Below are 20,547 nucleotides of genomic sequence, written 5' to 3'. Positions count from 1 at the left end.
TTAAATCAAAAAACAGCGATTTTAAGAATAATCTTAACTAAATAAAAACATGTTTTATATCAATTAGATAACAAATTAAGACATTAAATAATCGATGTTCAGATTACCCCATCAAATAAATCTTTTCCACCTTAAAAAAACAATAATAAACATAAAAAATATAAGTCAGGTAATTAATTATACCTATATAAATCATGTGGTTAAAAAGGAAATATCGGTTTTTTCTATGATTTTTATTTTCCTGCATTGATCGCTATGAACGATCATCATTTGAATTTTAATAGTTAGCACCTATCAAAATTAACTATACGATCGTTGTAATCGATCAATGTTTGTTGCTTGTGATAAACTCGCCACGTTCTGAGAAGTATTGGTTGTTTAACGATTTGGATTTCTTGTCTGGCAAGAAATCGATATTTGCTAGTCGATGCGTTGGGGCGAATGGTGTCTTTTTAATGTTTTGCCACGTATCAATGCGGCGTTTTGAATAATGGTAAAATTATGAATAAAGTGTTTAAAGTCATCTGGAACTCCAGGCTGAATATATTTGTCGTGGCATCTGAATTAGCGCGTGGTTATTGTAAAAGCACGGCCGGGAGCACCAGTTTTGGCAGTCTTTTAAAATACCCATTAATGAGTGCGCTGGCTGTTTCGATTTCGTGTATTTTAACGACTGGCACATTCGCCGCCGATTTACAGGTTTATGATTTCTCTCCTCAGGATCCGTTTGAAGAGATTATTTCTGGTTCCACGCATTTGACAGGCGGTTTTTCTGGAATACAGCGAGGAGAAACAGGATATACCTGGACAACGCTTGGTCAGGCCAGAGAGGATGGGTTAATTACCGGCGATTCCGGGCAATGGGTGGATAAAGATATCTTCCGTATGGGCTCGCAGACCAAATCTATAAATTACACCGACCCCGTTACCGGTAGCACGGTAACGATGAAAGTTTATGATAACAATGATATGCAGACCGAAGCGGCCAAAGATTTCCGGGTTGTCGTTTCTCAACCCGTCGGAAAAGATGGTCAGTATGTCGATCGTAATTTGTATCAGGTTGGGGCGGGCGCTTCTCTTGATGTCGATGTCGGTCAGAAAACGGGGAATTGGGTCGGTGCTGCGGATAACCAGTTCAACGTTATCATGAAAAGTTCGGTAAATACGCAAAACTTATCGTCTGCTTATCATGTCACTAATGGCGGCAGCCTTAACTACCAGTCTAAAACAGTCGTTCAACTGGGGAATAGTGATAACAATATAAAAGACGCCAGCAATGCACTGGCATGGATGACGGCGGCTGATTTTGTTGGTGAGTTTGACAGCGTTATTGGTAAGCAGAATATTACCAACATTGATGAGTTCAAGGCGTATAACGATGCGTTGATTCAGGCGCTCCAGGATGGGCAAATTCAGCTAACGGAGGCGCAATATGCTGATGAACTGAATAAAGCCAGGGATACCTCACTGCACGGGATCTTCGCTGATACGGGGAGTATTGCGGCTGATGATGCCATCAGAGCCTTTGTTAACAGGGATGCGGTATCCTATATTCATGGCGTGGGCAGCGGCACCAATGTGGTTATCGATAAGGATGCCAACATTCAGTTAGTGGGATCGGATGCCACGGTTGTTAACCTGGAAAATGGCGCCAGACTGACAAACAACGGCACCCTTGGTACCGCAGGTAATACTTATCGCGGCGCTTATATCATTGCTGCGAGAAATACGTCTTTTGTTGATAACAACGGCGTTATTGATGCGGGCACAAATCCCGAAATGGCGGATTTTTTCTCAAGTGGGGCGGCAGGCGTAGCACAAGGTGCGCATATTGCCATTCTGGCTAATGGTTCCTCTGTAATTAATAACAACAGCAGCGGCGTGATAAATGTTGCGGCCAGAGGTAACTATTACGGTAATACCGGCGTGTTGATGAGCGGTAATGCCACGCTTAATAATGATGGTGCTATTAATATTGCAGCGAGTAATGAGGCGAACAGTATATTAGGTAATGGTGCCAACATCGGCGTCGTTACCCAACAAAACACCACCTTTAATAACCGGGGCACATTGTATATTGGTCGCCTGGCGCAGCGTGCACCTGATGATGCAAACACGGATATCGCGATCAAGCAGCAGTCAATTGGGGTTCATCTGTACGGTAATGGTACTTATAACGGTTCCGATACTTCACAGATTATTATTGGCAGTAAAGTCCAGAATGCGACAGCGATTGATGTTGGCGGGAATGCAACTCTCGATCAAAAAGGGAGCATTAATATCAATGGTGCTGTAACCGGGGAGTCCGTTTCTTCGAATATTGGTATTATTGCACGCGCAGGAACCCAGGCCGCTAAAGTCGTTCATGATGGCATCATTAATCTGAACGGCCTGAACAGTACCGGGATACAGGTGCTGGAAAATGGTCAGATAACCAGTTCGGGCACGATTAATATTAATGGTGGACTGGACCCAGTAACCCACTATGCCAACTATGGTATTTACGTCCAGGGTGAAAAGGCACTGGCAATATTGTCTGGCACCGTAAATTTAAGTGGCGATGGCGCTATTGGGGTTCATGCGCGTGATAAAGGTGAAATTGATGTTACCGAGAATGGTACTGTCAATTTCAAAGATGGCGTTAATCAGACGGGCTATTATATTTTTGGCGCGGGTTCTACTATCAAAAACGCGGCCTCCAGCGTTCAGGACGCGTCAACCCAGAATGCCACGCTGTACCGCGTTGACGGAGGCGCCAGCTTCTATGGTTCTGCCGATAGCTCAGCGCAGCTAAACGCTTCTGGTGATGGCGCAACGATTATTCGGACAACCGGTGCTGGTAGCCACTTTGATTCCGGTAAACTTGCTCTTAGCGTCACGGGGACAGGAGCGACGGGCATCCGAATTGAAGGAGGCGCGACGGGCGAAATTACCTCGGATGCGGTTATTGTCAGGGTGGCCGGGAAAGATACCACTGCCGGCATTGTTGATGGTAACTATTACAACCTTGATGGCTCCGTTAATGATGCGCAAAAAGGTGACTCCGTATTAACCAGTTATGCGGTGCTGGAGACAGCAAACACGGCAGACGGCGCATTTGGCTACATCGCCAGAAATGGCGGCCGTCTGATCCATGAAGGCTCGATTAATTTCACGGCTGACAACAGTACCGGGATACTGGTGGATGGCGGGATCCTGGAAAACCATTCTGATGTCACTGTGAATGGCGTGGCGGTTAATATTCAGGGCGCTAACTCAGAGGTGACCAACAGTGGCGTGGTGACCGCAACGGATGGCCAGGCTGCCTATCTGGTTGGGAACAACGCCACGCTGGCGCTGAATGGTAACGGTGAAACCCGGGCGGCGGGCACCGCTCACGGGATCTTACTGGATACTGGCGCGAAAGGTCTGACGGTTGATGGTGCGTCTATCACAATGGATAGCGCTGGTAGCGGCAACGCAATTGAAAACAAAGCCGCGATTAGCGGTATTCAGTTGAAAAATACCACTATTAATGTCGGTAATGGCGTGGGTGTTCACACCGGCGCATCAATGGCGCAAACCAACTCCGGCACGATCAACATTAATGGCAGCGGTACAGGGATACTGTTTGAGAACGTGGCTGATGGCTCTGACACCGATCAGACGCTGGATATGTCTGACTCCAGAGATCTGGTGATCAATGTGAACGGTGCTCAGGGGAACGGGATTATTACCCGAGCATCCACCGACCTGAAAACCGGCGCCAGCGTTAACGTCCTGGACAGTGACGGGAAATCAGCGCTGGTTGTCCAGGGGACGACGAAGAATGTAGAGCAATCCGGCAAACTGACCTCGGTGTCTGACAAGGCGGCGGTGGTCGATTTGAATAACGGCGTACTTGAGAGCTTTATCAATAAAGGCGATATCCTGGCGCTGGATGCCAGCCACACTGCGCTGGAAATGAACAGCGGTAACGGGATTACCTTCACCAATGCCAGTGGGGCAAATATTGTCGGTCAGGTGAATCTGCTTAATGGCGACAATACGGTGATCCTTGAATCAGGAAGCACTGCGACTGACATTACCAGTGGCAGCGGCAAAGATAACTTCATTCTGAAGAATATCAGCGAGAATGAAAGCGGCTCATTGTTCACATCATTAAATGGCGGCAGCGGCGACGACACATTACAGTTTGAGAATTCGTCATACACTTTAACCCGTGCTGATGCCATTAACGGCATGGAGCATATTGCGCTGGCGAATAATTCTGTTTTTACCCTTGACAACGTTGCATTGGGGTTGGGTGACGACGAACTTGATGGCGCGGGAACCGGATACACCATTGACGGTTCCAGCCAGCTTAGTATTAAGAATACGGCGGATGTGACTTTCAAAAGCCATCTTGCCGGGACGGGAGTTGTTGCCGTTGATACGGCGAATAACCACTTCAACTTTGATGCTAATAATGCCGCAGATGGTTTTGCCGGTACGCTGGCGCTTACTAACAGCCGTTTTGAACTTGATGGTCTGAATACTCAGGCGCTTAGCAACGCTACGCTGCAAGCTGGAAATGGCAGCATTACCCATGTTGGCAGCGGCGAGCAGAATATCGGCGGTCTGGATTTCAAAGGGGGGACCGTACAGTTTGACGGCGTAACGCCGGGTAACCCAACGGCTTTAGGAACGATTCACGCTGGCGCGATGGATCTCTCTGGTCGCGGTACGGTTCAGGTTGACAGCGGAACGGTCAGTAACGATCGTCCTCAGGCTGATACGCATCGTCCAATACTGGAGCAGGATGACGCGCAGGCATTGATTAAACTGGCGACCTCTGACACCGCCGTTCAGGGGGGCGCCGGTAACCTGGTGCTGAAAGATAAAGACGGTAATGTGATCAGCGATAGCATCATTGCCGATATCGCCCAGAATGGCGCAGTGGTGGCGAAAGGAACGTATGACTATCGTCTGACCGGCGGTGACAGTGATGACGGACTTTATGTCAGCTATGGCCTGACCCAGGTCGATTTGTTGGGTAAAGACGCCGATGCGCTTATCCTTGATGCGAACGGGAAAAGCGGCAACGCGGCTGACCTGAGCGCCAGAGTGACCGGCAGCGGCGATCTGGCGTTTGACAGCCAGAAAGGCCAGACGGTGACGCTGTCGAATATGGACAATGATTACAGCGGCGTCACCGATGTGCGCAGCGGTAATCTGGCGATGCTGAACGATAACGTGCTGGGAAATACCCGCGAGCTGAAACTGGCTGGCGATACCGGGTTTGATATGCGCGGTCATTCACAAACCATCGGCAAGCTCACGGCTGAAAGCGGCTCTCTGACCGATTTGAACGGCGGTCATCTGACGCTGACAAACGGCGGTGAAGCGTCTGGCGTACTGACGGGCGACGGGGAGCTCACCGTTGCAGGCGGAACCCTGAATGTCTCCGGGGCGAATACGGGGCTGAAGGCGACGACCACGATTGCTCAGGGCGCGACGGCGGTGCTGGATAATACGCTGGGGCTGGGAACCGGAGATATTGTTGCCGCCGGGCTGCTTAATCTGAGCAACGCCACGGGCGTGCTGTACAACAGCATCAGCGATGCCGGGAAAGTCGCACTGGATGCCAGTGATGTGGTGCTTGCTGGCAACAATAGCCATTTTGCCGGGACCTTCGACATCGACAACGACTCCACGCTGACGGCCTCTTCCGCGCAGCAGTTAGGCACCTCCGCGATTCAGAATGCCGGTAAGTTTGTGCTGAACACTCACGAAAACTGGTCGCTGGAGAACGGTGTCACAGGCAGCGGGAGCGTGGTGAAAAATGGCAGCGGCAACGTCACGCTTAGCGACAGCGCCCAGTGGACCGGCGCGACGGATATCAACGCCGGTGGTCTGACTCTGGGCAGCGCGGATAACGCGTTCACGCTGGCCAGTCATCAGGTCAATATCGGGAAAGACGGGCGCTTATCCGGGTTTGGCGGCGTAGCCGGAAATATGGCTAACCAGGGCACGTTATTGATTGGCGATGACGTCAGCGCGGCTCGCAGAGCGGCTTCTTCACCTGTCAGCTTTACCGTAGGCGGCAATCTGACGAACAGCGGCGATATCTGGACCGGAAGCAAAGGTAAAGATGCCGGTAATCAGCTTGTGGTAAACGGGAACTATCAGGGAGATGGCGGTCATCTTCATCTGAATACCGCGTTGAATGATGATAATTCCGTCACGGATAAACTGATTGTTAAAGGAAACACCTCTGGCACAACCGGCGTCAGCGTGACGAATGCTGGCGGTTCTGGTGCGCAGACGATCAATGGCATTGAAGTGATTCATGTTGATGGTCAGTCCGACGGTGAGTTTACGCAGGACGGCAGGATTGTGGCCGGGGCGTATGATTATTCACTGGCTCGTGGTCAGGGCGACAACAACGGTAACTGGTATTTAACCAGTCATAAGACAGATCCAAATCCGGGGCCGGGCCCGAAACCTGAACCTGATATCCGTCCTGAACCGGGCTCCTGGACAGCTAACCTGGCGGCAGCCAATACGCTGTTTGTCACGCGGCTTCACGATCGTCTTGGCGAAACGCAATATATTGACGCGCTGACGGGCGAGAAGAAAGTCACCAGCATGTGGATGCGTCAGGCGGGTGGGCATAATGCCTGGCGGGACAGCTCCGGTCAGCTTAAAACCCAGAGTAACCGCTATGTGATGCAGGTAGGGGGCGATATTGCCCGCTGGAGCGGCGACGGACTGGATCGCTGGCACCTTGGCGTCATGGCCGGATATGGACACAACAGCAGCAACACGCGCTCCTCATCGACAGGGTATCGCTCTGACGGTTCCGTGAACGGCTACAGCGCCGGGGTGTATGCAACGTGGTATGCCAATGATGAAACGCATCAGGGCGCTTATCTGGATTCATGGGCACAGTACAGCTGGTTTAATAACAGCGTCAAAGGCCAGGATATTCAGAGCGAATCGTACAAATCTAAAGGGATCACCGGGTCGCTGGAGCTGGGGTACACCCACAAGCTGGGTGAATTTGCAGGAAGTAAGGGTTCTAAAAATGAATGGTTTATCCAGCCGCAGGCGCAGGCCATTTGGATGGGCATCGAAGCTGACGATCATCGTGAATCGAATGGCACACGTATCAGCGGTGAAGGGGACGGCAACGTTCAGACCCGACTGGGCGTCCGTACTTTCCTGAAAGGCCACAGCGCGATTGATGAAGGCAAAGCGCGCGAGTTCCAGCCGTTCGTGGAAGTGAACTGGCTCCACAATACGCGCGATTTCGGCACAAAAATGGATGGTGTCAGCATCCGGCAGGAAGGCGCGCGTAATCTGGGTGAAATAAAAACGGGCGTTGAGGGACAAATTAATCCACAACTCAATGTCTGGGGGAATGTCGGCGTCCAAATGGGCGATAAAGGATACAATGACACCTCAGTAATGATAGGGATTAAATATAACTTTAAATAGCAGAAAGGGGGCGTCGTGCCCCCTTTTTCTGTCATGAGTTCTCATCTTTATAACATTAAAAAACAATTTTCTTCAGGAAGAATAGAGTGAGGGATGAATGATTGTAATCTCAGAAAATAGTTTTTTCCATCTTGGGGTTAGCGCATTAGTAGAAAGAATGGCATTGAATACCACCCGTAATTTGATTGTGTTTGATACGGGGCGCGATTGTCTCTATATGCTTGATACTGAAGAGGCAAAGATGCCTTTTTTCCATGAACCGATTTTGATTTTTTCACATTGTCGGCGTATTTATCTCACCGAGAAAAACAGAAAATTCAAAATCGAAACGCTGCTATCAAAAACGAAATCTCATCCTGCTGTCAGACGGAAGCGAGAAGTATTAACCGTAAGTGAGTTACGCGTCATAAAAAAAGTTTGTCAGGGGATCAGTCAACGACGAATTGCAGAACAGTTCAAGGTCAGCGAAAAGACGATCAGTAATCAAAAAATGAACGCCTTGCGAAAGCTGAGCATCAATAAAACAACAAAGTTTTTCGTTGAGTATCTGGCCTGGCTGAGATTGTGGCATGAGTATGTTGAGTATAAAAACAATCAAATGCGAAAACCGGTTAAACTCTCTGTCATCACGCCTGAAACCTTTACAAAAAGGCAGAGTGAGGTTTTAATAGAGGTTTAATCTACGTAAGCCAGGATGACAATGAGTCTTGCTTATATTTAAAGGGACTTTTACAGAACTCAATGAAACAACATGCTGGGGGATTGGTGGGAAACAAGCTAGTTTTTGTGATCGTATTCTTAACCATCACTATAACCGGCATGGTGACTTTTTGGCTGGGTGCGTCCAGCCGGGTAGATAATGACAAAAGAGCATTAATCCAGCGCGTAGATTCGCTGCTGTTTGAAGCGAAACAGATATCAGATTCGTTGACCGCGCATTTAACAGAACGCTGCTCAGATGAAACGGTGCGTATGCTGACGAAACAGATACACCGTTATCCGCATATTGGGGGCATTTTCCTGTTGCAGGATTCGCAGGTATATTGCTCATCCGGGATGGCAAAACCTGAACTCAGCAATTTAACCGCAGGGGAGAACGGTAATCGGCTATTTTTAGTTGATGAAACGCCGGCATTTCGCGGGGAGCCTGTATTAGCCTACGTTACTGTGAGAGGAAATAACGCAATAGTGGTGACGATCAGTACCTACTGGTTTAAGTCGCTGCTTGCAGACAGTCGTTTACTTGTTAACGTGAATGGAAATATTCTCTCCGATGATAAGTTAATCAGTACAAACAGTATTGATTTTCAAAACTCCGCCTGGCAACAATCTAATATGTTTGATTATCAGGTAATGGAATACCCGGAACATACGGGCATTGCTTCTGTTCTTAACTTTATTTTTATTCTCTTTTTATCCGCAGCGATTGCCGTCCCTGCCGCTTTTCTGTTTAACTATACGCTACAACGAATCGCGATGTCCCGGTATATACAACTTCGCCGGGGGCTGCGCAAACAGCAGTTCGTTCCTTATTACGAACCCGTCATGAATTGTGCTTCCGGGGCGTTATATGGCGCAGAAGTGGTCATGCGATGGAAGAAGGGGAACGATACATCCGTTATTAATGAAGAGATTATCTCTCTGGCAAATAAAACCGGGATGATATCTCCATTAGTTAACTTCATTTTACGACAGGTGGAAAAAGACATACTCTCTTTACGCCTCAGACTGCCGAGAACATTCTACATTAATTTCCGACTTAGTGAATCGATGATCGCTATGCCAGAACTTATTGATTCGTTTGTTGAGTTTCAACAACGCTTGCCCAGCGATGTAAAACTGACGCTGGAATTTCCTGAGGTTGTTTATCGTGATACAACGCTTGAGTTTGATTCAGTTCTCAGGAGGTTACGTGTTGAAGGCATTAAAATTAAAATGAGTTCCTTATTTTTAGAGCGTTTAAATTCTGACCGTAATTTATACCTTCCGGTTGATGCTGTCAGAATTGAAAAGTCAATTACCGGATTAATCTCGGACTCCAAAGAACCTGTCGCGAGTGTTGATGATATTATTCGTTCGGCGGTAAATAAAAATTATACGATTATCGCGGATGGTATTGAAAATGATCAGCAGTACCACTATTTATCACTGCGCGGTGTTGTTTTACAACAGGGGAATTACTGGTCAATGCCATTGTCCAGTTTTCATTTAATGCAGTATATTATTCAGAGCGATAAAGTATTACTGTGTTAATTTCTGATAATAATGCGAAATTTATCGATATATCATGCGCATATTACCTGGAGTAAGTGGTGGGCGATATACAGTTCACGACTGTCACGAATGATCCACCACGGATTACCGCCATTGTTGAATGTTTTTTTACTCGTCAGCCGTCTTTTTCTGCACGTCCAGCCAGCCAACGGCATACCGCCGCCCCGATAAGGGGGCGAACGGCATGCGTCAGACGTTGTGAAAATGTCATGTCAGGTTCCACGGTCAGACTGCCCAGCAGGAGCAGCCAAGCGCGCCAAAGAACCCTTTCAGGTCCGATACCGGCAGGCTGGATGTCCATGCGCCAGCATGATCGTGCCCGTGCAGGCCGCAGCCGTGAGAGCAACCGCAGGAGGCCATCGCCATTTGTCGTACGGCAAGCGAGTTTTTCCCCGCGCCTTCTGGCTCTCCCCATGCGGCGTAGCCTTTGAAGGTGCGCGTTGGCGACCAGTCCGGCATCGCGGGTGGGACAGGATTGTCATCCAGGGATTCGAAAGGACCCGCCCCCCAGACGATTTTTCCGCCCACCATCGTTAATTCTGAAGACAGGAAGGAGATCTCATCCTCGGCGCAGGCAAAAAAGTCTTTGTCCGGCACAATGAGGTCAGCGAACTGACCGGCCTGAATACGGCCTTTTTTACCTTCTTCATTGGAGAACCAGGTGACGTTCTCCGTCCACATTCGGAGCGCTGTTTCCCGATCCAGACAGTTACGACGCGGATAAAGCTGCATGCCTCCCACGGTTTTCCCGGTGATCATCCAGGCGAGAGAGACCCACGGGTTATAGGATGCTACGCGGGTGGCATCCGTACCGGCGGACACTTTCACCCCTTTTTCCAGCATACGGGCAATAGGCGGCGTGGCTTCCGCAGCGCCGGCACCGTAACGCTCAACGAAATATTCGCCCTGATATGCCATACGGTGCTGAACCGCAATACCGCCGCCTAACGCCGCGATACGATCGATTGAACGCTCAGAAATTGTTTCGGCGTGGTCGAAGAACCAGTTAATCCCTTCAAGCGGGATATCCTGATTGACCTTCTCAAAAACATCGAGGGCGCGAGAAATGGTCTCGTCATAGGTGGCATGCAGGCGCCAGGGCCAGCGGTTTTCCGCCAGAATGCGAACCACTTCTTCCAGCTCGCCTTCCATTTCCGGCGGCATATCCGGTCGCGGCTGGCGGAAGTCTTCGAAATCCGCCGCCGAAAATACCAGCATTTCACCGGCGCCGTTATGGCGGAAGTAGTCGTTACCCTGTTTGTAGGTGACGGAGCGGGTCCAGTTGAGGAAATCCTCTTTCTCTTCCTGGGGTTTTTGCGTGAAGAGGTTATAGGCCAGGCGCACGGTCATCAGATTTTCATCTGCAAGTTTCTGAATAACGGCGTAGTCATCGGGGTAATTCTGGAATCCGCCACCGGCGTCGATGACACCGGTTACGCCCAGACGATTCAGCTCACGCATGAAATGGCGGGTGGAGTTAACCTGGTAGTCAAACGGCAGTTTGGGGCCTTTGGCCAGCGTGGCATAAAGGATGCCCGCGTTGGGGCGCGCCAGTAATAATCCGGTAGGATTGCCTTTCGCATCACGGGTTATCTCGCCTCCGGGTGGTTCCGGCGTCTCTTTTGTATACCCGACGGCACGCAAGGCCGCGGCGTTCAGGAGCGCACGGTCATAGAGATGCAGCAGAAACACCGGGGTGTCCGGCGCAATGGCGTTGATCTCTTCGATGGTTGGCAGACGCTTTTCCACAAACTGATGTTCAGTAAAACCGCCAACCACGCGAACCCACTGCGGTGCCGGGGTGATGGCTACCTGCCGACGCAACATATCCATCGCGTCAGCCAGCGAACGTACGCCATCCCAGCGAAGCTCCATATTGTAATTAAGCCCGCCGCGTACTACGTGCGTATGGTTATCAATCAGCCCGGGTAATACCCGTTTGCCTTTCAGGTCGACGACTTTGGTTGCCGGACCCGCGAAGGCCATAATTTCAGCGTCGCCGCCAACCGCGAGAAACTTCCCGTCTTTGACTGCGACGGCGCTGGCGGTTGGGTTGCTTTTATCGAGAGTGGTAAACAGACCATGATGCAGAATAACGTCTGCGACAACATGTTGTGTCATGAGCGTTTCTCCTCTGAGGAATGACTGTCTTCAGCTGCCTGGCGGCCGGGGAGCTGCCCGAAGATATGGCTGATGGCATGTGTTTTGGTACAGGCCGAAGAAAAGGCTGTGCCGGACAGAAGTTGTTTGCCTACCGGAATAACTTGTTCGCCGACCAGCATTCCCAGCAAGCCAAGGAGGGCTATCAGCGGTGGGGCGGGGGAGCGGACATTCAGCAAACTGTAAATAATGCCGACAAGAAGTCCGGCACCCAGAGAAAGGATATACATTTTCATGCGGACCTCATCAGGACAGGCGCAATGCGTGGTGCATTACGCCTGCCGTAAATCAGTTGGAGGTGTTATTTAGCCGGGTTTGGGCCGATACGTTCGCCGTGTTGTACGCGCTCAGGCGCTTTATGAACCATAGTATAGGCATAATCGACGCCCATGCCGTAGGCGCCGGAGTGTTCACGCACGATATCCATAATGCCGTTGTAGGTCTCTTTACGGGCCCAGTCGCGCTGCCACTCAAGAATGACCTGCTGCCAGGTTACCGGCACGATGCCTGCCTGAACCATACGATCGATAGCGTATTTGTGTGCATCAACGGAGGTGCCGCCGGAAGCATCAACCACCATATAGATTTGATAATCCGCGTCTTTGACTGCACACAGGGCAAACGTGGTGTTACAGACTTCCGTCCACAGACCGGAAACAATCACTTTCTTACGACCATTCGCCGCCAGCGCATCACGAACGTTCTGATCGTCCCATGAGTTCATTGAAGTACGTTCCAGGATGTTGTTTTCCGGGAAAACGGCCAGGAGTTCGGGATAGGTGTTACCGGAAAAACTTTCGGTTTCTACGGTCGTGATGGTGGTGGGGATATTAAACAGTTTTGCCGCTTTGGCCAGGCCAACAACGTTGTTTTTCAGTACCTGACGGTCAATAGATTGTACCCCGAAGGCCATCTGGGGTTGCTGGTCGATAAAAATCAGTTGACTGTTCTGCGGGGTGAGGACATCAAGGTAATGAGACATATCACTTTCTCCTGAACTAATATAGTGTAAGCACAACATGATTAGAAATGCGCATTCCCGAAGAGAATAATGCCGTGTTATTCCTTCCTGACGTTCAACATTTTCCCGTTGCACTTATTTCATGTTACGGTATACGTGCTGTCAGCAATGTTCGTTCCTTATCCGCGTACTCTTCCTTTTTATTTGTTATCCATCCGTCATCTGATTAATGACAGGGGAATATCTTTACCATCATTTTGAGCTGTCGGTCAGAATGTGACGACAGACTCAGTTTAGAAGTTTTATGGCTAACATCAATGTTCAAAAACATTACTCACTGTCTTTTAAAATGTGACAATCATATTTTTCTCATGTCTTGTTTAAGAATTTTATACAACATGTTTAAGAAAACTTTTGGAAACTTATTATTTATTAAATATTGTTCCTTGTCATGACTCATGGGGTTTACGATTTCACCACCGGTAAACTATTATAGGGACTGTATTCATAACAGGACAATCATACGTCCCGTATCTGGTGACAGTAATGCATTTAGAAGATATTCGAATTTTTGTAACCATCGTAAATATGGGAAGTTTTACAGCAGCAGCCGAACACCTGAGTCTATCCAAACAATTTGTCAGCAGAAGAATGGCCGCGCTGGAGAAAAAAGTTTCAGCCCGATTACTGGTGCGAAATACCCGAAAGTTGTCCGTTACGGATACCGGCCAGGCTTTTTTTCATCATGCCCGGCGCATTCTGGAAGAGGTTCATGAAGCCGAGCAGGTTATCTCCGCCCGGCAGCAAAAACTGGCCGGGTCATTCAGGATTAGCCTGCCGATGACATACGGCATCAGGCGACTTGCCCCTCTGATTGTTGAATTTCAGGCGGCGCATCCAGAACTTACCGTTCATATTGATATGAATGACAGATATGTTGATGTGGTGGGCGAAGGCTACGATATGGTTTTGCGCATCGGGAACCTGATGGACTCTACCTTAATTGCTCGCTGTCTGGGTAAATTACCGATGGTGATTTGCGCCAGCCCGGATTATCTCCGTTTGCACGGTACGCCTCTGGCGCCTTCTGAACTGGCGCAGCATAGCTGCCTTTTGTATGGTCGGGAGGGGCAATTCGGCTGGAAATTGACGGAGGAAAATTCACCGAATACGTATGCCGTCAGAGGCAATCTGAGCAGTAATAACGGGGACGTGATCCGCGAGGCCGCAGAAGCGGGGGCCGGTATTGCGCTTTTGCCGCTTTTTATCGTTGAAGACTCGCTGCAACAAGGCGCTTTAGTGCAGATATTGTCTGATTACTCGCCGCCTCCGCTGACGATCAGCGCGCTGTATCCAAAACATCGCCAGCGCAGCGCAGTGACCCGGATCTTATTGCCATTTCTGGCCGAAAGAATTGCCGGCATCGTCGACCCGATTAAAAAAACATGAGTGATGTAGGGGCTGATGTTGTCAACTAAATCAGGATAGTGAATATGTTATTTGAGTATTGATGGGCTCAGGCAGTGACATAAAATGGCCGTGTCAAGCCGACGCTGATAACTATCATATGATCATCAAAGCGATGTAATCCCTGGTATTCCAGAAGGGATAAGATGTTCGTTGCTCTTTAAAATTATGCTTGCCTGATGTTCGGTTGAAATTAAACGCGTTCTCTTTTTTCTGTCATATCGCGTCTGACTTGTCCTGGCGTTTTCCCAAAGTATTGATGGAATCGTCTTGAAAAGGCTTGCTGACTGGAAAAACCTACGATAAAGGACACATCCATTATCGGTGTCCTGGTTGTCGATAAAAGTTCAAAGGCCTTATTTAATTTTAACTCTGTCACATACTGACCAAGGGTTACGCCGGTATGCGACTTGAATATTCTCTGGAGGTGCCAGGGCGAATATCCAGATCTCGCGGCTATGTCAGTAATTCGTAATGGTTTGTCTGTATTGTTGTGGAGCCATTCAAGTAGAACGTCGAGCACACTTTTGTACATGATAATACATCTGCCATTTTCGGTTATTGATTATGTATCAACGTATCATAATCATAATGCTTATATCGAACTTTATTGTGCAGTTTTTTTGATGATAACCAGCAATAAAATTATACAGCATCGGCAACCTTGTTGTGTATGTTGGTAGTGTCTTATGAGCGCTTTTATTTTGAGGATTGAATATGAAAAGAATTGGCATCAATGGTTTCGGTCGTATCGGTAGACTGGTATTACGCCGGATTCTGGAAACCGAACTGAATGTGGAAATTGTCGCTATAAACGATCTTACCTCGCCGGATGTTTTGGCTTATTTACTGAAATATGATTCAAACTATGGTCCCTTTAACGGCACGGTTTCCCATGCTGACGGTTCAATTATCGTCAATGGTAAAGTCATCAAAGTATTTGCTGAGAAAAATGCGGGTGATATCCCCTGGGGTAGCCTGGGTATTGATGTTGTTGTGGAATGTACCGGTTTTTATACCTCAGCAGAAAAAGCGAATGCCCATATTGAAGCCGGAGCGAAAAAAGTGCTTATCTCCGCGCCTGCTGGCGATATGAAGACCATCGTTTATCATGTGAATGATGAAACGCTCACTTCTGCTGATAACATTATTTCCGTTGCGTCCTGTACGACAAACTGTCTGGCGCCGGTGGCAAAAGCCCTGAATGACGCCTTTGGTATTAACGTCGGCACGATGACGACGGTACATGCTTATACCGGCACCCAGGTTCTGGTGGATGGTCCCCGAGGTAAAGACTTCAGGGCTTCTCGTGCTGCGGCGGAAAATATTATCCCGCATACGACGGGGGCGGCCAAAGCGATTGGTCTTGTTATTCCTGAACTTAACGGGAAACTGAAAGGTCATGCCCAGCGTATTCCGGTAAAAACGGGTTCAGTGACGGAGTTAGTGACCGTCCTGAATAAGACCGTCACCGTTGAAGAGGTCAATAACGCGCTGAGAAATGCAACAGTTGATAATGAGTCATTTGGCTATACGGATGAGCCAATTGTATCGTCTGATATTATTGGCATCCATTTTGGTTCCGTTTTTGATGCGACCCAAACGGAAGTGACCGAATTTGATGGCGTGCAACTGGTCAAAACGGTCGCCTGGTATGATAATGAATACGGGTTTGTGACCCAGTTGGTCAGAGTATTGAAGAAGTATATTTCCCTCTGATTTTTGTTGAAAAGAAACCCCTGCACAAAAATGCGGGGGTTTTTAAATGGTGATATAAATTTAGGTTATGTCGGATTTTTATTGTTGATGTGCGCTGTCGTTCAGGTAATGAAAACGGCAAACATGGCTTCGTACTGCGTAAGAAAAGGAACCGGGCAGAAAAGGAATAGCAGGCATGATAAGCGTGACATATTTTATACCGCTGAGTGGAAGTAATCCGTTTGCTTCAGTAGACTTTTCCTACAGGGTTTGAATAGCGAAGCGCGGCAGGTGACGTCATCACCATGTATCGGCCTGCCTGAGGCTGTGGTTTGCAGGGACAATTGTTCAGGATAATGTGACTTTCCGTCAGTCAGGCATTATCTGTTGAGGAGTTATCTGAAAATGAAAGCTGCGGCTGACAATATTCTGTTTCCTGCTCTTGAGCAGACGTTCATGGCGGTTGTCCTCGTCGACGAGCGTAACCGGGTTCTGTTCTTTAACGAAGCCGCAGAGAAATTGTGGGGCTATTCCAGGGATGAAGTGCTTGGCCGGGATATGAATATATTAATTCCCGGGCCTCTGAAGCATGTTCATGGGGATTATGTCCACCATCACCGCGACGGGGGAAATTCCCGGGTTGTCGGGATGAATCGTGAACTTCAACTGGAACGAAAAGACGGCACGCAGGTCTGGACCAGCTTTTCGCTCTCCAAAATAGATGTGGATGGCCGCATCCACTACATGGCCGCCGCCCGGGACGTCAGCAAAGAGGTGGCCAGGCGCGAGCAAAACCGTCTGTTGTTGCTTGCCGTCAATAACACGGACAGAGCCGTGGTTGTTCTGGATGAACAACGTCGTATTGTCCAGACCAACCGTGCGTTCACCAGCATGTTTGGATATGGCGCAGACGAGGCCATGAACCAGGTATTCCCTGATTTCCTGCTGTCTTCAGGAAACAGCGATGACGCGCTAAAACGTGTGGAAGAACATCTGCGGGGAAGTCGCTGGTTTCAGGAAGAACTCCTCACCGCGACCAGAAACGGCAGGGAAGTCTGGAGCCGGGTTTCGGTAAACCCTGTCCTCAATGAGCGTGACCACCGCCAGACCCGTAACCTTGTCGTAACCTTCGTTGATATTACGGAAGAACGTAATATTCGTAATCTGGAACGGGATGTACTGGCCGCGCTGACCAGCCGGATGACTTTCCAGGAAACGGGTGATTACATCTGCCAGCGAATTGGAAATATTGCGCCAGGCGTACTGGTCTCGGTATGCCGGATCGTCGATAACCGGATGCGCCCGTGGGCAGCTCCCGGTTTTCCAAAAGAATATGGTGAATACTGGGATGGCGTGGCCGTCGGTGAAGGCGTGGCAAGCTGCGGTACTTGTGCTGCGCGTGGCGAGCCCGTCATGGTTCAGGATATCAGCACCGATCCTCTATGGGCTCCCTATAAACATCAGATGTTGCCTCATGGTTTTCGGGCATGCTGGACATACCCTGTAAAACGTCGAGATGGTTCCGTGGCAGGGACGTTTGCTTTTTATTTCAGGACACAGAATGAGCCGGATACATTTCTGGTTCGCATTGCCGATGCCAGCGTTCATCTTTGCGCTCTGGCGATTGAGCGGGAGGAAGGTCGCCAGCAAATCGACCGGCTGGTTCGGTTCGATGCCCTTACGGGGCTGCCCAATCGTCAGTATCTCTATCACCATCTGGATAAACTGCTGTCGGGTAATGAACCGGAACTCGCCGTGTTTTTCCTCGATATTAACCGTTTTCGTAAGGTGAATGAGTCACTGGGGTATTCCGCTGGCGACCAGGTGATTATCACGCTGGCTAACCGCTTGCAGGAGAGGTTCGGGCCGCATCACTTTATCAGCCGGGTGGGTGGCGCGCAGTTTGTTGTGGTGGCGAGCGCCTGTCGTGTTGATGAGGCCTCACACCTGGCTGAGCTTATGCAGCATATTGTTGGCGCTGAAATGAGCGCCGCCGGGCAGACCTTCGAGCTTAAAGCCTGTATTGGGATCAGCCATTCCATTGGCGGCGACAGGGAAACGCTGCTGGCCCACGCCGAGAGCGCGATGGAGCGGGTACGCGAAAGCGGTGGAAGTTATCAGTTTTTTAACCCGGAACTGAATCAGGTCGTCATGCAACGTCTGAAACTGGGCATGGCGCTGCGAAATGCGATTACGGAGGGGCATTTGCGGCTGGAATATCAGCCTCAGATCAGGGCTGCGGACGGGCAGGTATACGGTTTTGAAGCGCTGACCCGATGGCACGATCCGCACGCCGGCGACATCTCTCCAGGGACGTTTATTCCTCTGGCTGAAGAGACGGGAGAGATAGAGCATATCGGCCTCTGGGCGCTACGTGAAGTCTGCCGACAGCTTTTTGAATGGCGGGAAAAGGGCACGAATGTGTCGGCGGTATCTGTAAACCTGTCTGCCCATAACTTCCGTAAGCCTGATTTACCCCGTTATATCGCCGACCTGCTGAATGAATATCAGCTGCCCGGCAATATCCTGACCATTGAAATTACGGAAAGCGCCATGATGGAACTGACGGACGAGATGCTTGCGCGGGTCAGGGAGATTCGCTCGATGGGCGCGGGGGTCTCAATGGATGATTTTGGCACCGGCTTTTCCAGTCTGGCCAGCCTGGCGTATCTGCCGGTGACTGAGGTCAAAATTGATAAAAGCTTCATTGACCGGTTCGCCCGCGATCGTCGCGTCAATGCGCTTGTCGAAGCGGTTGTTAGTATTGGGCATAACCTCGACCTGACGGTTGTGGCGGAAGGTGTGGAAAATACCCATCAGCATCAGCAACTGAGAAAAATGGGCTGTTCCGTACTTCAGGGATTTCTTTTTTCCCGACCATTGTCGGCGAATACGTTACCGGTATGGCTAGAGGCTTACCGTTCACCCTTGCAGGATGCACAATCATGAAGAAAAAACTGTTACAGATGCTGAATTTGCGTCTGCTTATTATTGCTTTTGCGTTTCTGATGACCCTCCTTACTCTTTTCAATAGTTTCTATTCAGCCTGGCGTGTCCAGAAGCAGGTACTCATTGAGAATGAACTCAGTGAAAACCAGGCATATGCGGAGAGGATTGCTTCCACTATTGATTTGTATCTGGCGGTTTTCATGGAGCGTCTGGAATACAGTGCGAGCGTCATCGGTCAGCATTTCGATGATGAGAGCATTATCGCTGGTGAAATGATGAGGATGCAGCGGCGAGATTTTGGTTTTGATTCCGTTACGCTGGTGGATGAAAAAGGCAAAATTATTGGCGTGCTGCCTGAATCCCTGAACCTGAAGGGGAAAATGCTGACCACGCCAGGCGGCGTCGAGGCTCTCAAAGAAATGCAGCCGACGGTCAGCAGCGCCTACAATTCACTGTCCGGTAATCTGGTGGTGTATATTTCACATCCCGTCAGGAATGCGCAGGGGAAATACCTCGGTTTTATTGGCGGCGCGATTTATCTGCAAAGAAGCAACGTTCTTTCTGCGCTCATTTCTAATCATTTCCGCAATGATGACAGCTATATTTATGTCGTTGATAAAAATGACCAGCTCTTATATCACCCCGATCCGGCCCGCAGAGGGGAAAAAGAGGAAGGCAATGCCGCAGTGAAAGCCGTGGAGCAAGGGCTGAGCGGCGCGATGGAGGTGACAAACTCCCGTGGCGTGGAAATGCTGGCGGGGTATGCCAGTATAAACACCTCGGGCTGGGGCGTTGTGGCGCAAAAACCAAAAGATAAAACCCTTACTGCGCTTGATGGGCTCATGTGGCAAATGATACGCGGCGTTGTACCGCTGGGTATTGTGGGGTTGTTTATTCTCTGGTGGCTGGGGAATGAAATCGTCAGACCATTGCGTCAACTGGCGGATCACGCCATTTCGATGGACAGCGATGAGTCCGCAGAAAAAGTACGAAACGTTCGATCATGGTATATCGAAGCCTCCCGACTCAGGCGCGCGTTGCTTCAGGGAATGGAATTAATCCGGGAGAAAATGAAATGGCTGAACGATCAGGCCAGCACTGACCCGCTTACCGGCCTGGTCAACCGACGGGCGGCAGAGAAACTGCTGGCTGAATACGAACATCAGCAGCGACAGTTTGCGGTGATTTCTCTGGATATCGATCGCTTCAAAGCCGTCAACGACACGTTTGGTCATGACATTGGCGATGTTACGTTAAAAGCGCTGGCGCAGCTGCTGAAGCGAAGCTGTCGTAAAAATGATACCGCCTGCCGTATGGGAGGAGAGGAGTTTATGATGTTTTTCCCGGAGACGTCGGTAGAGGCTGCGGCGGATATTGCGGAGCGGCTGAGAAAAGAGGTCGCCGCCGCAAAGATAGAGACGGTAGGGCATATCACCATTTCTCTTGGCGTGACGGTGTGGCCGTCGGGCGTTGCCTCTGTCTCTCAGGCGCTGAAACGGGCTGATGAATTGATGTACCAGGCGAAACAGGCGGGCAGAAACCAGGTGGTCGCAGGATAAAAAAGCAGGCGAATACCT

General features: G+C 49.6%; 11 protein-coding genes. 7 read left to right on the top strand and 4 right to left on the bottom strand.

The window, feature by feature from the left end:
- The first annotated feature begins 501 nt into the window (after nucleotides 1–501).
- The 3 genes from OGX75_RS08745 to OGX75_RS08735 all read left to right on the top strand — a co-directional run bounded on the left by OGX75_RS08745 (nucleotide 502) and on the right by OGX75_RS08735 (nucleotide 9,714).
- Entirely contained in the window at nucleotides 502–7,461 is a 6,960-nt protein-coding gene (locus tag OGX75_RS08745; RefSeq protein ID WP_286451176.1) for an autotransporter outer membrane beta-barrel domain-containing protein, read from the top strand.
- Nucleotides 7,462–7,558: 97 nt separating this feature from the next.
- Complete coding sequence (locus OGX75_RS08740) at nucleotides 7,559–8,140, top strand: LuxR C-terminal-related transcriptional regulator (RefSeq protein WP_012131411.1); 582 nt, start codon at nucleotides 7,559–7,561, stop codon at nucleotides 8,138–8,140.
- A gap of 62 nt (nucleotides 8,141–8,202) precedes the next feature.
- Nucleotides 8,203–9,714 carry an EAL domain-containing protein gene (locus tag OGX75_RS08735; RefSeq protein WP_286451177.1) on the top strand — a complete coding sequence of 504 codons (1,512 nt, stop codon included), beginning with the start codon at nucleotides 8,203–8,205 and terminating at the stop codon, nucleotides 9,712–9,714.
- A 246-nt stretch (nucleotides 9,715–9,960) separates the two neighbouring features.
- On the opposite strand, the gene OGX75_RS08730 is transcribed toward OGX75_RS08735, so the two are convergent.
- The 3 genes from OGX75_RS08730 to OGX75_RS08720 all read right to left on the bottom strand — a co-directional run bounded on the left by OGX75_RS08730 (nucleotide 9,961) and on the right by OGX75_RS08720 (nucleotide 12,877).
- Nucleotides 9,961–11,856, bottom strand: coding sequence for an amidohydrolase (locus OGX75_RS08730; RefSeq protein WP_012131414.1), 1,896 nt, complete (start codon nucleotides 11,854–11,856; stop codon nucleotides 9,961–9,963).
- Nucleotides 11,853–12,131, bottom strand: a complete 279-nt coding sequence (locus OGX75_RS08725) for a XapX domain-containing protein (RefSeq protein WP_012131415.1) — start codon at nucleotides 12,129–12,131, stop codon at nucleotides 11,853–11,855. The genes OGX75_RS08730 and OGX75_RS08725 overlap by 4 nt, the downstream gene beginning before the upstream one ends.
- 65 nt (nucleotides 12,132–12,196) lie before the next feature.
- Nucleotides 12,197–12,877, bottom strand: a complete 681-nt coding sequence (locus OGX75_RS08720) for a hydrolase (protein ID WP_012131416.1) — start codon at nucleotides 12,875–12,877, stop codon at nucleotides 12,197–12,199.
- A 525-nt stretch (nucleotides 12,878–13,402) separates the two neighbouring features.
- Here OGX75_RS08720 and OGX75_RS08715 point away from each other — a divergent pair.
- On the top strand, nucleotides 13,403–14,305 hold the full coding sequence (locus tag OGX75_RS08715) for a LysR family transcriptional regulator (RefSeq protein ID WP_012131418.1): 903 nt from the start codon (nucleotides 13,403–13,405) through the stop codon (nucleotides 14,303–14,305).
- A gap of 211 nt (nucleotides 14,306–14,516) precedes the next feature.
- Here OGX75_RS08715 and OGX75_RS08710 read toward each other — a convergent pair whose 3' ends face one another.
- Entirely contained in the window at nucleotides 14,517–14,858 is a 342-nt protein-coding gene (locus OGX75_RS08710) for a helix-turn-helix transcriptional regulator (protein ID WP_071818848.1), read from the bottom strand.
- 182 nt (nucleotides 14,859–15,040) lie between these two features.
- On the opposite strand from OGX75_RS08710, the gene gap reads away from it, so the two are divergent.
- The 3 genes from gap (at nucleotide 15,041) to OGX75_RS08695 (ending at nucleotide 20,529) form a co-directional block, all read left to right on the top strand.
- A complete protein-coding gene (gene gap / locus OGX75_RS08705) occupies nucleotides 15,041–16,042 on the top strand; it encodes a type I glyceraldehyde-3-phosphate dehydrogenase (RefSeq protein WP_286451178.1) in 1,002 nt (333 codons plus the stop codon).
- A 384-nt stretch (nucleotides 16,043–16,426) separates the two neighbouring features.
- Complete coding sequence (gene dosP, locus OGX75_RS08700) at nucleotides 16,427–18,970, top strand: oxygen-sensing cyclic-di-GMP phosphodiesterase DosP (RefSeq protein WP_286451179.1); 2,544 nt, start codon at nucleotides 16,427–16,429, stop codon at nucleotides 18,968–18,970.
- Nucleotides 18,967–20,529, top strand: a complete 1,563-nt coding sequence (locus OGX75_RS08695; RefSeq protein WP_286451180.1) for a sensor domain-containing diguanylate cyclase — start codon at nucleotides 18,967–18,969, stop codon at nucleotides 20,527–20,529. Before dosP ends, OGX75_RS08695 begins: the two co-directional genes overlap by 4 nt.
- Nucleotides 20,530–20,547: the final 18 nt, after the last annotated feature.

The organism is Citrobacter sp. CK199, assembly GCF_030333285.1.
Classification (GTDB): Bacteria; Pseudomonadota; Gammaproteobacteria; order Enterobacterales; family Enterobacteriaceae; genus Citrobacter_B; species Citrobacter_B koseri.
This window is presented reverse-complemented; position numbering and strand designations above follow the sequence as displayed.